14 protein-coding genes are annotated in these 14,093 nt (G+C 32.7%); 4 read left to right on the plus strand and 10 right to left on the minus strand.

All coding sequences use genetic code 11. The features are described 5' to 3' along the window. The 8 genes from ACVEGE_RS13960 to ACVEGE_RS13995 all read right to left on the minus strand — a co-directional run bounded on the left by ACVEGE_RS13960 (window position 1) and on the right by ACVEGE_RS13995 (window position 6,873). On the minus strand, window positions 1–912 hold the full coding sequence (locus ACVEGE_RS13960) for an ABC transporter ATP-binding protein (protein ID WP_192500494.1): 912 nt from the start codon (window positions 910–912) through the stop codon (window positions 1–3). A 21-nt stretch (window positions 913–933) separates the two neighbouring features. After that, window positions 934–1,821 carry an HlyD family secretion protein gene (locus ACVEGE_RS13965; protein ID WP_192500493.1) on the minus strand — a complete coding sequence of 296 codons (888 nt, stop codon included), beginning with the start codon at window positions 1,819–1,821 and terminating at the stop codon, window positions 934–936. Between the two features lie 63 nt (window positions 1,822–1,884). Further along, on the minus strand, window positions 1,885–3,141 hold the full coding sequence (locus tag ACVEGE_RS13970; protein WP_192500492.1) for a TolC family protein: 1,257 nt from the start codon (window positions 3,139–3,141) through the stop codon (window positions 1,885–1,887). Beyond that, window positions 3,138–3,731 (minus strand): TetR/AcrR family transcriptional regulator, encoded by a 594-nt coding sequence (locus ACVEGE_RS13975; protein WP_192500491.1) that lies wholly within the window; start codon window positions 3,729–3,731, stop codon window positions 3,138–3,140. The genes ACVEGE_RS13970 and ACVEGE_RS13975 overlap by 4 nt, the downstream gene beginning before the upstream one ends. A gap of 249 nt (window positions 3,732–3,980) precedes the next feature. After that, entirely contained in the window at window positions 3,981–4,283 is a 303-nt protein-coding gene (gene trxA, locus ACVEGE_RS13980) for a thioredoxin (protein WP_173853915.1), read from the minus strand. Further along, window positions 4,276–4,482 carry a hypothetical protein gene (locus ACVEGE_RS13985; RefSeq protein ID WP_173853914.1) on the minus strand — a complete coding sequence of 69 codons (207 nt, stop codon included), beginning with the start codon at window positions 4,480–4,482 and terminating at the stop codon, window positions 4,276–4,278. The genes trxA and ACVEGE_RS13985 overlap by 8 nt, the downstream gene beginning before the upstream one ends. Beyond that, window positions 4,483–5,313 carry a methyltransferase domain-containing protein gene (locus ACVEGE_RS13990; RefSeq protein WP_192500490.1) on the minus strand — a complete coding sequence of 277 codons (831 nt, stop codon included), beginning with the start codon at window positions 5,311–5,313 and terminating at the stop codon, window positions 4,483–4,485. A gap of 144 nt (window positions 5,314–5,457) precedes the next feature. Further along, window positions 5,458–6,873, minus strand: coding sequence for an MBL fold metallo-hydrolase (locus tag ACVEGE_RS13995; RefSeq protein WP_192500489.1), 1,416 nt, complete (start codon window positions 6,871–6,873; stop codon window positions 5,458–5,460). A gap of 227 nt (window positions 6,874–7,100) precedes the next feature. On the opposite strand from ACVEGE_RS13995, the gene ACVEGE_RS14000 reads away from it, so the two are divergent. Together ACVEGE_RS14000 and cydB are read left to right on the plus strand one after the other, a co-directional pair. Then, window positions 7,101–8,432: a cytochrome ubiquinol oxidase subunit I gene (locus ACVEGE_RS14000; protein WP_173853911.1), complete on the plus strand. Its 1,332-nt coding sequence runs from the start codon at window positions 7,101–7,103 to the stop codon at window positions 8,430–8,432. 5 nt (window positions 8,433–8,437) lie between these two features. Continuing rightward, on the plus strand, window positions 8,438–9,514 hold the full coding sequence (cydB, locus tag ACVEGE_RS14005) for a cytochrome d ubiquinol oxidase subunit II (RefSeq protein ID WP_192500488.1): 1,077 nt from the start codon (window positions 8,438–8,440) through the stop codon (window positions 9,512–9,514). Window positions 9,515–10,060: 546 nt separating this feature from the next. On the opposite strand, the gene ACVEGE_RS14010 is transcribed toward cydB, so the two are convergent. After that, a complete protein-coding gene (locus ACVEGE_RS14010) occupies window positions 10,061–10,849 on the minus strand; it encodes a sulfite exporter TauE/SafE family protein (RefSeq protein ID WP_173853909.1) in 789 nt (262 codons plus the stop codon). A 74-nt stretch (window positions 10,850–10,923) separates the two neighbouring features. After that, a complete protein-coding gene (locus ACVEGE_RS14015) occupies window positions 10,924–11,550 on the minus strand; it encodes a Crp/Fnr family transcriptional regulator (RefSeq protein WP_173855807.1) in 627 nt (208 codons plus the stop codon). A gap of 294 nt (window positions 11,551–11,844) precedes the next feature. Between ACVEGE_RS14015 and ACVEGE_RS14020 the strand changes: the two genes are divergently transcribed. Together ACVEGE_RS14020 and ACVEGE_RS14025 are read left to right on the plus strand one after the other, a co-directional pair. Then, the gene (locus ACVEGE_RS14020) at window positions 11,845–12,156 is read left to right on the plus strand and encodes a rhodanese-like domain-containing protein (protein WP_173853907.1); all 312 of its coding nucleotides are present in this window, start codon (window positions 11,845–11,847) and stop codon (window positions 12,154–12,156) included. A 57-nt stretch (window positions 12,157–12,213) separates the two neighbouring features. Continuing rightward, a complete protein-coding gene (locus ACVEGE_RS14025; protein ID WP_192500487.1) occupies window positions 12,214–13,794 on the plus strand; it encodes an NADP-dependent glyceraldehyde-3-phosphate dehydrogenase in 1,581 nt (526 codons plus the stop codon). The last annotated feature ends 299 nt before the right edge of the window (window positions 13,795–14,093 follow it).

Here is a 14,093-nt window from a genome sequence, read left to right on the forward strand (position 1 = left end):
TTATTGATTTACAGCGGTTAAATCCATAAAAACATCTTCAATTGTATTTTTTGCAACCTTGATTTCTATTTCCAGATGATTTTGTGATTCTAGATAAATTTGTAATTCGTCAGGATTAAAATCAGTGCTTTTATCAATATAATGAAGATATTCTCCAAAGGCATAAACACTATACTGACTTGGATATTTCTTTAAATCGACAATTAATTGATGGGTATTTTTAGCCCGAATATCATAGATCGTTTTATCATAATTCTTAATGATGTTTTCAGGAGCATCGATTTTTAAAATTTTCCCTTTTTGGATCAAGGCAATTCGGTCACATAAAGTAGCTTCATCCATGTATGGCGTAGAAACTAAGATAGTTATTCCTTTTTGCTGCAAGCGCTTGAGCATTTGCCAAAATTCTTTTCTTGAAACAGGGTCAACACCTGTAGTGGGTTCGTCTAAGAATAATACAGATGGTTTATGAATCAATGCACAACACAATGCTAATTTTTGTTTCATTCCGCCTGAAAGTGCCCCAGCTCTGCGGTTTTTAAAAGGTTCGATCTGGATGTAAATATCCTCTATCAATTCATAATTCTCTGCAATTGTAGTCCCAAAAATTGTGGCAAAAAACTTTAAATTTTCTTCGACCGTTAAATCTTGATAAAGTGAGAATTTACCAGGCATGTATCCTACAGAATTTCTAATAGATTTGTAGTCTTTAACCACGTCAAATCCAGCTACGGTCGCCGTACCTTCATTAGCTAAAAGTAAAGTGGTAAGAATCCTAAAAAGCGTTGTTTTACCAGCACCATCAGGACCTATTAATCCAAATAATTCTCCCTGATTTACATCAAAAGTGATCTCGTCAATAGCGAGAATTTTGTTGTAAGATTTTGATATGTTTTGGACTTTAATACTCATAATTAAATTTAAGGATCAGCTTTATTTGTTCAAACTCTGAATCCACATTTCAGCGGGCATTCCTATTTTTAAACTACCATCATTTTTTACTTTTACTTTCACAGCATATACTAGATTCACGCGCTCCTCTTTTGTTTGAATCGTTTTTGGTGTAAACTCAGCCGATGAAGAAATCCATGAAATTATTCCTGTATATGATTTCATATCTTGATCAGCATCTATTTTGACAGTTACTTTTTGATTTGTTTGTATGTGTGCTAATTGGGTTTCGCTAATATACACTCGCAATGTCATTTCTAAAATATCTGCAATTTTGTACAGTGGTTTTCCAAAAGAAGTGATCTCATTAGCTTCAGCGTATTTGGCTAAAACGGTACCTTTTATAGGGTTCGTAATTTTACTCTTCTCAATTTGATCGTCTATTTTATCTATTTGAATAGCGATAGATTTGGCCTCATTTACAATAGGAGCGTCTTGTGTTTTTACGCTTTTTATTTGTTCATTGAGGACATTTACTTTACCGTTAATTTCATCTAATTGACGTTTAGTAGCCGCATCTTCTGCAAACATATTCTGAATGCGGTTTCTCTCAATCAATGTTGTTTTTAATTGCTCTTGTAAAACAGTAATTTGTGATATTACATTTGTAGATTTTGAGTAAACAGTATTTTTAGAAGCAATCAGTTGTTGTTTATTAAAATTCAATTGCATGGTATCAATTAAACCTACTTGTTTCTCGGCTTCAAGAATATCGCCTTCTTCAAGGTTTAAAAAGATTATTTTTCCATTTGCTTCTGCTGAAATTGTAGTTTCCGTAGCTTCAAAATTTCCGTAGCCATCTGCCTTTTCATCATTTTTATTGCAAGAAATAAAACTTATAGTAAGTAAAATTAGTATGTGTTTTTTCATGTTTGTTTAATTTATTATTCGTCACTTAATTACTAAGAATTACGAATTTACCTGAGGCTATAATTAATTTCCGTTTATAATTAAATAATTAGCATTAGCTAAATCTAATTGTATTTCATGTATTTTTTGATTCAATTTCGCTTGATACAAATTTGTCAACTCGATTAAATAATCAGATGCCGTAATCACCCCATTTTTTAATTGTGAATCAGCTGATTTTACTACGTATTGGCGTAAAGCAATAATTTCAGAATCAGTACTCGTAATTTCATCAAGTTTGTTTATTTCGTTTTCCATTTCTTGTAATTGTAAGTTAGTGTTGACAAGAAAGGTTTCTTTTTCGGTAACAATAATTGCCTCCGAAATAGTCAAAGCTTCTTTTTCTTTTTTGGATTTGTTCCAATCAAATACATTCCAATTAGCTTTTACACCCAACATATAAAATGTTTGAAAAGAATTGTCCAACATATTCAAACCTGGATTTCCATATCCTGCTTGTCCAAATGCATTTATTTTAGGCACTTTTTTCTTTGTAATGATAGTTTTAGAATGTTCAATTTGTTGGTTTTGTAGATCAAATAGCTGTAATTCTGGGCGGCCGTTAATGGTAGTAAAATTTTTTTCAAAAATTGGTTTAATTAAAATCACATTGTCCGGTATTGTTGAAAAGGTTAATGAAGCTAAATTTGCTATAAACCTCTTTTTATCATAAGTAATTTCTGTAAGCTGCTGTTTTATTTTTAGACTTTCAGCTTCTAAAATTTTTTCAGAAGCAGCTAGAATGGCACCATATTTCACTGCTGTTTTTACTTCATTTACTTTAGAAACTAACTGTTGTTGTTTGGCTTTGAGAATTTCCATTTTTTCTTGCGATAGTAAAATAGAAAAATAGAGCTGGTTAATCTTTGATTTCAATTGATACAAATTCACTTGAACTTGTTGCTGTTGTGTTTTTGTTTGTATCTCTTTCATTTCGGCGTTTGCATTGATTAATCCGCCGTTATAAAGTATTTGATTGACATCAAAAGTTGCTTTATATTGGTCTTTATTAGCAGGGTCAACCGTTAAGTTTGGAATTTTTATAGGTAATTGTGTCACATCAGATTGATAGGTTACTTGCGCATTTAAGTCAAATTTAGGAAGTTTTCCAAGGTTGATAGTTGCAATGTCTAAAGCTGATTTTTCTTGTAATAATTTACTTTGCTTTGCAATAGGATAGTTCTTATTTACCAAAGCATAACAGTCTTCTAAAGACAGATGTTGTTGTGCTGTAGTAAAAAAAGGAACTATAATAAGTACTAGAATAATTATTTTTTTCATTTTTTTATAGCGTTAATAATTTGTTCTGAAACAGTAATTTTACGTTCTTCCATCATAGCATTAAATTCATTGTCAGATAGTTTTATAATGCCTTTAACGAGCATTTGAGCTGCAAAAGGAAAAATAGTCATTGAGAGGATGTCCAATAAAAGCTGTTTTGGATTGCCTCTTTTGATAATTCCTGCCGTCATTTCGTTTTCTATTTGCAAAATAAAATTTGAAGAGTCAGGAGCATTTTTATTTTTAAGAAAATTAGCTACAAATTCGGGATTATTATTCATTTCTTGAATTACAAATGCAGGTAAAAATGGATTCTTAATCACAAACGAAATGTAGTTTTGAGTGAATTTCTTTATTTTTTCAAATACTGTTGCCTCTGAATTGAATATTTCGTTTATCTGTGGTGCTAGTTGGCTAAATGCGTTTTTAAAAACGGCTTCAAATAGTAGCTGTTTATTTTTAAAACAATAATGTAGCATGGCTTTGTTTATTCCAGCTTGGTCTGCAATTTCTTGCATCCTAGCACCCGAAAAACCTTTTTTTTGAAACACGATTTGCGCGGCATTAAATATTTTTTCTTCAGTAGTCATTTTGCTAACTATTTAGTTTAACCATTTGGTTAATTCAATTGTAAAAAAAAGTAATTTGATTTACTTTTTTTCTTTTGGAACAAACATTTTAAAAATCAATCAGCTCATTAGACTTCCATATTAGATGGCTGTTAATGATTTATATATTATCGCACAAGTTATAAAAGCACAACCTACTTAATAATAGTAAGCACAACCACTAAGGCAACAATAAGAATTTTAAATACGGAATTTAATAGTGCTTGATTGTTATTGATTACTCTTTTCTAAAATAACATTGATGATATCTTTTTTTTGTAAAACACCAGATTGTCTCCACAATTGTTTTCCGTTTTGGAATAAAATCATTGTAGGTACGCCACGAACTTGATATTGCGACGCAAGTTGCTGGTTTTTATCCACATCAATTTTTATTATCGAAATGCGTTCTTCTAAGTTGTCTTTTACTTCTTTTAAAACAGGAGCAAGCATTTTACAAGGTCCACACCAAGTAGCAAAAAAATCTACTAATACAGGTTTGTCTGAATTTATAATATCGTGAAAACTACTCATTTTTATTTTTTTTATATGTTGGTACATTGCAACCATTTAATCCACAACCCGAGTTAAATACTGCTTGAAATAAGAAGAAAGCTGCCATAAAACCAAATAATGGTTGGCGGTATTGAAAAGCTTGTTGGATTAAAAATAAGCCAATCGCTAAACGAATCCAGCGCATGGCATGCCAATTTGTAAAGAGAATTTGCTTCATTTATATTTTATTTATTTTTAAGTTATTATCGTAAGAAAGCACTTCTTGTAAATCTGATAACGGAAACTCATTTGTACTTACTAATAAAAGTATTGTATAATCAGTATTTATACTCACATTTAAAACGCTCTCTAGTTTTTCTAATTTTGACACAACGGCACTAGTGCTATCATTTGTAATGATTCCTTCCAATTTATATAAGTTAACATTTGTGGCATCCATTTTCTTTAATTCTATAAAAAGCTCTGTATTTGCTCGTGGAGTAATTGAATTTTTGGATACATCCATAGTCAAAACCTCAAAGGCATCTTTGAAAAGCAATTTATATTCTTCTTGGCTTCCGCCAAAAGGAGGTCCCGCAGTAAAAGTTCTATTGAATAATACTCCTGCTAACTTTCCGTTTTTAGCGAGTAGATCGTGCATTTTAGCAACATACTCTTGACGCATGGTAGGAGGTAATGCGCAAAAAAATGTTTGCTCAATGATTAGATCGTAACTACCCTGATGTTTAAAAAAATCACCTAAAACAATTTGAATATTATTGTTTGTAGCAAATTTTTGTTGCAGGATTCTTATTAATGTGGGCGCTATATCAATTACCGTGATATTTGTAAAGCCCATCTCAAGTAAATAAGCTGCCTCATAAGTATTGCCGCATCCAGGAATTAAAATAGCTCTATTTTTATCCTCGATGGCATCAATATAAGCCTTCAAAGGAGGCGAAATAACTCCTAGATCCCAACCGGTGGTATTTGCTTTGTATTGACCGTCCCAATAGTTTTGATCTAATACTTTGTCACTTGATTCTGTACAACATTGTTTGTTATTCATATGGTGCTTTATTTTCTACTTATAATATCAAACAATACTACTGCTAGGAAAAAGATAAAAATGTAGTCCTACAGATCATTAAGATAAAGATAGGGACTTTTTTTTAGCGTACTAAAACAGTAGTATTAAATTGACGTTAATTTATTATTTTAAAACTTTGCTTTGACAAACAAAATTAGTTTTAGGTACAGTCGTTTTTGCAATAGCATTAAAACCACCTTCAACTTCTTTAAAGTTTCTAAAACCTCTAGCTTGTAAAATAGAAGCAGCAATCATACTACGGTAACCACCTGCACAATGTAAAAAGAACGGTTTTTTAGGATCAATATCTTTTACCCAATCATTAATATTTGACAAAGGTTTGCTAAAGGCTTCATCCACATGTTCTGCGGCATATTCTGTTTCTTTTCGAACATCAATTACTTTGCTTTCGCCAATTTTAACCTCTTTAGAAAATGCTTCGGCTGTGATTCTATTTACGGTATCAGTTTCTTTTCCTGCTTTGGCCCAAGCCTCAAATCCGCCTTCTAAATGTCCGATTAAATTATCAAAACCTACACGGCTTAAACGAGTAACCGATTCTTCTTCTTGACCATTCTCGGTAACTAGAATAATAGGTTGTTTTACATCGGCAATCAAAGCACCTACCCAAGGAGCAAAATCACCATCAATACCTATATTTATAGATTGCGGAATAAATCCATTGGCAAAAACGCCATTTTTACGTGTGTCTAATATAAGAGCACCAGTGTCCTCTGCAACTGCTTCAAAATCAGCAACAGTAATAGCTCTCATTCCGTTATTTAAAACTGTTTCAAAGCTTTCGTAGCCTTTTTTATTCATGGCAACATTCATCCCAAAATAAGCAGGAGGAGGCAATAAACCATCTGTCACTTCTTTAATAAATTCAGCTTCCGTCATATTTGCTCTTAAAGCATAATTGGTTTCTTTTTGGTTGCCTATAGTTCCTACAGTTTCCTTACTCATGTTTTTACCGCAAGCACTTCCAGCACCATGCGCAGGATATACAATTACGTCATCAGGAAGTGTCATTATCTTGTCTCTAAGAGAATGATACAATGTAGCAGCCAGTTGTTCTTGCGTCATATCAGCCGCTTTTTGAGCTAGATCAGGCCTTCCTACATCGCCTATAAATAAAGTGTCTCCAGAAAAAATAGCATACTCTTTACCATTTTCATCAATTAATAAATAGGTAGTACTCTCCATAGTATGCCCTGGAGTGTGTAAAGCTTTTATCTTGATATTTCCTATGGTAAATTCTTGTCCGTCTGTAGCAATAATAGCTTCAAACTCTGGTTTTGCGGTAGGTCCATAAACTATAGGAGCACCAGTTTCTTTACTCAAATCAACATGTCCAGAAACAAAGTCAGCATGAAAATGAGTTTCAAAAATATATTTTAATTTAACATTGTCTCTTTCAAGTCGATCTAAATAAGGTTGCACTTCGCGAAGCGGATCAATGATTGCAGCCTCCCCATTAGAAGTGATATAATAAGCTCCTTGCGCTAAACATCCTGTATATATTTGTTCAATTTTCATCGTAATATTTTTTTAATTTCTTATACAAAGGTAATTCTTGTATTTATATTTCACAGTGACTAAAGTTACATAAATGACACTTAAGTACCGAAATATCTAAAAACAAAGCTATTACCTATTTGTATAACAAGTTATGACATTTATCAGGATTTTAAAATGATTTTATGTGACATAGATTACTTTAATTGGTTAAATTTACGGGTAGCTTTACAAAAAATTACAACAGTATGGAAGAAATGCTTTTTTACGACAGAATGCAGTTCGCATTTACGATTACTTTTCACTATCTCTTTCCGCAATTGACAATGGGTTTGTCTTTAATAATTGTCTATTTTAAATGGAAGTTTCTTAGAACAGACGATATAACTTATAATAAGGCCACCCATTTTTGGATGAAAATATTTGCATTGAATTTTGCTATGGGTGTGGTTACTGGAATTCCAATGGAGTTTCAGTTTGGAACTAATTGGGCTAAATTCTCGGAGTTAACAGGAGGGATTATTGGACAAACATTAGCCATGGAAGGCATGTTCTCCTTTTTTCTGGAATCTTCCTTTTTAGGAATGTTTCTCTTTGGAGAAAAAATCATAGGGCATAAATGGCATTTTGTCACCGGATTGCTCATATTTATAGGGTCTTGGGCAAGTGGTTTTTTAATTATTGCCACACATTCCTGGATGCAAAATCCCGTGGGGTACGAAATTCTAGCAAACGGAAAGTTTGTATTAAATAACTTTGGTGCTTTATTTGCAAATCCGTGGTTGTGGCCTTCTTATTTACACAATCAAGCGGCTTCATTAGTAACGAGTTCGTTTGTAGTTGCAGGGATTGGCGCTTTGTACATCTTAAGTAAACGAAATGTATCCTACGGAAAGTTATTCCTAAAAACGGGAGTGGTATTTGGATTGATTTCGAGCTTAATTGTAGCGGTTCCTACAGGCGATTTATTGGCAAAAAATGTGGTGAAATACCAGCCAGTCACTTTTGCCGCTATGGAAGGAATTTTTCATACAGAGGAAAAAGGGGCGGAGATTGTACTAATAGGGCAACCTGATGTGAAGGATAAAAAACTTGACAATAAAATTGCAGTGCCTAATGTTTTAAGCTTTTTGACTTATGGCAGTTGGGACACTACAGTGAAAGGACTAGATCAGTTTGACGAAAGTATCCATCCTACCAATATTTCGGGACTTTATTATGCTTATCACATTATGGTAGGTTTAGGAACGCTTTTTATAGGGTTAATGTCCTTGGCGGTACTTCAATTATTTAGAAAAAAACTTTTTGAAACCAAGTGGATTTTGTGGGCATTGTTCTTTATGATGCCGTTTCCTTATATCGCAAATACCACAGGCTGGTATACCTCAGAGTTAGGGAGACAACCTTGGTTGGTTTACAATTTACTACGCACATCGGCAGGAGCATCGCCTACAGTTTCTTCGGGTAATACATTATTTACCTTATTAGGCTTCGTGGGACTATATATGTTGTTAGGTTTGTTGTTTTTACTCTTAGTGGGTAAGATTATTAAAAATGGTCCAGAAACTGTAAAAAAATAAAGATTATGGAATTCTTTTGGTATGTTGTTTTAATGGGGATTTTAGCGGTCTATGTAATTCTGGACGGCTACGATTTTGGTGCGGGTATAATTCATCTGTTTTTTGCTAAGACTGAAAAAGATAAAAAAGCAATTACAAATGCTATAGGTCCGTTTTGGGATGCTAATGAAGTTTGGTTAATTGCTGCAGGAGGTGTTTTGTTTTTTGCTTTTCCTACGCTTTATGCCTCTTCGTTTAGCGGATTTTACTTGCCTTTGATGATGATATTGTGGCTGCTTATTTTTAGGGCAGTTGGTTTAGAATTACGCGGGCAAATTCACCATCCTATGTGGGAAGCGGTATGGGATAAAGCTTTTGGTATCGCGAGTTTATTACTAGCCTTATTCTTTGGAGTTGCCTTAGGAAACGTGGTTCGTGGGGTTAATTTAGGGATGGTCACTAATGGGGTTTCGACGCAAGAAGCGCACTTTTTCTTTTTGCCTTTGTGGAATCCTAGCTTCAGTCCGCAGGCTGATCAACTAGGGATTATAGATTGGTTTACCTTGTTTTTAGGTGTGGTTAGTGTTGTAGCCCTAATGATTCACGGCGCAAATTGGATTATTTATAAAACCAATTCAGACATGAATCCGAAGTTAAGACAAGTCGTTTTTAAACTTAACTTTGTGCTACTAGCGTTAGTAATTATTTCATTGATGATTTGGCATAAAATAGAGCCTCAGCCTTTTCACAACTTTCTAGATAATCCTTTATTGTGGGTATTTCCTGTTATGTGTTTTGTGGGTATTTTTGGATTGTTTAAAGTAAGATCGTTTCAACATGATGGAGCAGGATTTTTATTCTCAAGTTTGTTTTTACTTGGCGGTTTTACCTCTACTGCAGCTTCTATTTTTCCTAATGTTTTGCCGTCTACAAATTCGGTGAATCCTTCTTTGACTATCTACAATACTGCGGCAGGAGAATATGGACTTTCGGTAGGAATCTATTGGTTTGTAATTGCACTTGCGTTAGTAATTACCTATTTCATTATTCAGTACAAAGTATTTAGCGGAAAAATGGATGATGTAGGTTATGGCGAGCATTAGTCACTTTCGATTATAAATAAATAAAAAACTCCCTTGTAATAAAATGTATTTACAAGGGATTTTTTGTATAACAGTACGCTCAAGTAAGAGTGAGGAGGCTATTTAATTAATGATAGGCTTTGATATAGAAAAGGATTTTAATATTTTTTGCTCGAAAACAACTCTTTTTAATGTCAATATTTTGACATAATTAAATAAAAAAGTAGAATAATATTTAGAATAGAATTCATAAAAAAAAGGCAATATTAAAGTTTTATTGTTCTCAAATAGCCTTGAAAACTTTATTGTAAAAGAATAATATGATTCAAAATGATTTAATCAATGGATACTATTTTTAATAAGGACAAGGTTTTTGTTATATAGTATAGAACACTTTAAGGCTGCTTAACTGAATTTATAAGCTATTATTTAATAGGTTTCACTTATAACAAATTCATTAAAATCACTAGGGATAAATAGGGTTTAAGCTTGGTAATCAGTTTGATAAGTGGTTGTTCTACTTGTTTAATAATTCAATTTTTAAAATTTATAGGGGATAACTTTAGTTTATTTGAAGAAAATCTCTTTAGTGATGATATAGATTCCCATGACCAAAACGAACCAACCAAATGCAGGTTTTAATTTTGCACCATCAATTTTTTTAGATAATTGTGTTCCAATAAATAAACCAATAACAGCCATTAATGATATGATAAGAAGTAATTTATAATCTAATACAACACCTCCTAAAACATCCCCTCCAAAACCAATAAGAGAATTAATGAATATAATAAATAATGAGGTCCCTACGGCTTGTTTCATAGGTAAGTCAGCAAAAAATAACAAAGCAGGAATAATTAAAAAACCGCCACCAGCGCCTAAAAAACCAATTATTAAACCTACTAGAAAACCCACTGTAGCCAACATTTTATAATTAGTAACGACGCCTTCTTTTAGATTTTTATTGTTTTTAATCATAGAGATTGATGTTGCAATCATCAAAAAAGCAAAAACAACCATGATTAATAAATTCTTTGTCACCTCAAAAGATTGAATGTAAAATAATGAGTCAGGGATTAAATGAAACACCATTTTTCGAACAAATAAAAGCGATACAATAGAAGGAATAGCAAATACTAATGCCGACTTGATTTTTAAATTCCCTAATCTATAATGATTGTAAGAGCCTATCATAGAGGTGAATCCTACAATAAATAACGAATAACTTGTTGCCTTTTCAGGATGTACATGAAAAAGGTATACTAAAATAGGTACAGCAAGAATAGAACCGCCACCACCTATTAGTCCTAAGGAAAGACCAATAATTATTGAAGCAAAGTAACCAAGAATTTCCATCTATTAAATTTTATTGCAAAGGTTGATTGATAAAAGTGCTTGTACAGTAACATTTATCACATAGAGGCTTTTTTTTATTTTAATAGTGCGATATGATTTCTATGTAACTGTACTAAACCACGCTGCTCCATCTTTTTTAATAATCGAGAAATGACTTCTCTTGACGTATTCAATTCGGTGGCTATATCCTGGTGCGAAAGTTTTAAATCTTTGCATCCACAAGCATCGCTATTGCGTTTTAAATAAAATTCTAATCGTTCATCCATTGCTCTAAAAGCTACATTATCGAGAACTTCTAATACTTCTTCAAAACGAGTTCGATAAGTAAGAATAACAAATTCATACCAGCTGCGGTGTTCCATCATCCATTTTTCCATTAACGATAGGGGCAACATAATAATTTCGACATTATCAATTGCCTTTGCCATAATCTGGCTAGTTTGACTTTTGGTTGCGCATATCATCGACACTGCACAAGCTTGTCCTGGATGTAGGTAATACATAAAAAATTCGCCTCCATTTTCTCCCTCGCGGTAAATTTTTAATTGTCCTTTTGTAACTAATAAGGTGTAGTTGATGTATTGGCCGGTTCGCATAATAACATCTCCAGCTTCAAAGGATTGTATGATGGCATGATTTTCAATTTCCAACAGTAAATCAGTTGAAAAATTGGGAAATATTTTTTTAAGTGTCTCTTGCATTTTTATTTTTTTGGATTAAAATTTCCATGTAGTAATGTAAAAGTACGGTAAAAATAAGAGATCACTAGCAAAGAATTTAGTAAGTTAATTGCTTTACGTTCTTTTAATTAGCGTTGCGTTTTTTATAATTTACCTATCGATTTAGTAGACTTTTATTTAAAGATTATTAGTATAATCTATAATTAGCTGGTTATTAATTAGTCACGAAATCGTTTTCTCGATATTATTATTTAATTCACAATTTGTTAGTTTTTAGTTAGCAAAAAACATTGTATTTTTACAAAAAAGATCATTATGAATTTAACACAGGAAGATTGGGTAGCACAGCTTGAAGCTGATAAAAATGCAGTAATATTAGATGTACGTACTGAAGATGAATTCAACGACGGAATTATTGAAAATGCTATAAATATAGACATTCATCAAGGACAGGCTTTTGTTGACCAAATAGAAGCTTTAGATAAAGATAAAAACTACTATGTATACTGTCGCTCTGGAGCTAGAAGCGGAAAAGCTTGTGAGGTTATGAATGAGTTAGGAATTGAAAACGCTTATAACTTATCAGGTGGGATCTTAGCTTGGAACGGAGACGTTGTTGCACCCTAAAACGTAAAGAGAGGCTCCTGCCTCTTTTTTTTATTACTATAACTAAAAAACCACATTATGAATTCGATACCAGAAGAATATCAAATTAAAGATTTACTAAATCAAGATACTTATTTATTAAATGGAACATTAGTAAACTGGGAAGGGCAAACCTCCCCCGTTTTTTCTACCATTTCATCTACCGAAGAGTATTTACCTACCATATTAGGTTCTATTCCTTATATGGGAGAAAAAGAAGGTTTAGAAGCCGTTGATGCTGCCGATAAAGCCTACAATAACGGACAAGGTTTATGGCCTACCATGCGCGTAAAAGATCGTATTAAATGCATGACTCGTTTTGTAGTTCAAATGGAAGCTACCCGTGATGAAGTAGTAAAATACTTGATGTGGGAAATAGGAAAGTCATTACCAGATTCTCAAAAAGAATTTGATAGAACCGTAGAATATATTTACGATACTATTGAAGATTATAAAAAATTAGACCGTGATAACGCTAAATTTACTAAAAGTCAAGGTGTAAACGCTATGGTACGTCGTGGTCCGTTAGGTGTTGTGCTATGCCTAGGGCCTTACAATTACCCATTAAATGAAACATTTGCTTTATTGATTCCAGCTTTAATTATGGGGAATACAGTGGTTTTTAAACCTGCAAAACATGGTGTTCTTGTAATATCCCCATTGTTAGAAGCATTTAGAAATAGTTTTCCAGCTGGGGTTATTAATGTAGTTTACGGAAGAGGTCGTGAAGTTGCGTCGCCTATTATGGCATCAGGAAAAGTTACTGTTCTTGCTTTAATTGGTAACAGTAAATCAGCTATTGCATTGCAAGACCAACATCCTAATAAAAACAGATTGCGTTTAATTTTAGGGCTTGAAGCCAAAAACCCTGCGATCATACTTCCAGATGCAGATTTAGACTTGGCAATACAAGAGTGTATTTCAGGAACTTTGTCTTTTAATGGACAACGTTGTACTGCTTTAAAAGTATTGTATGTCCATGAAAATATTGCAGTAGAATTCAACAAAAGATTTGCTGCTAAAGTGGATGAATTGAAATTTGGAAACCCATGGGAAAAAGGCGTTTCATTAACACCACTTCCTGAAAAAGAAAAACCAGCTTATATTCAAGAATTAATTGATGATGCTACTAGCAAAGGCGCTAAAGTGATTAATGAAAAAGGAGGACATCACCACCCTAATTATATTTTCCCAGCGGTATTGTATCCAGTAAACAAGGAGATGCGTATTTATCACGAGGAGCAATTTGGACCTGTTGTGCCTATTTTAACTTTTGATGATATCCAAGAACCTTTAAATGATATGGCCGAATCTAATTATGGCCAACAAGTAAGTTTGTTTGGGAAAGACATTAAAACATTGGCACCGCTAATTGATACATTGGTGAACTTAGTTTGTCGTGTGAATTTAAATAGTTCTTGTCAAAGAGGTCCAGATATTTATCCGTTCACAGGTCGTAAAGACTCGGCTGTTGGGACTTTGAGTATTCATGATGCCTTGCGTTCGTTCTCTATTAGAACTTTTGTTGCTTCAAAAGATAATGATTATAACAACGAAATTTTACAAGCATTATTAAACAGTGACGAATCTAACTTTATCACTACGGATTATATTTTGTAAATAAGTGATACCATAAATCGAAGCCTTCTCTATTGTAAAATTGAGAAGGCTTTTTTATTTTATCTAACTAAAGCAAATAAAACGATAGATTGTAGTCTATTAACGTCAATAATTCTGCTATTTTTACATTAGCGTTTATGTTGAATTCACAATTTGATATCATTAAATACACTCCAGTTTTCTATCAAATTTTGTATATAGTTTAATATTTTCAAAGCTTTATTTGTTAAATAATTTCAGTTTTATTTAACAATTTATTTATACATTTTAACCTACAAAGCATTTTTATTAATAATAAA

Source organism: Flavobacterium sp. PL002, assembly GCF_054165825.1.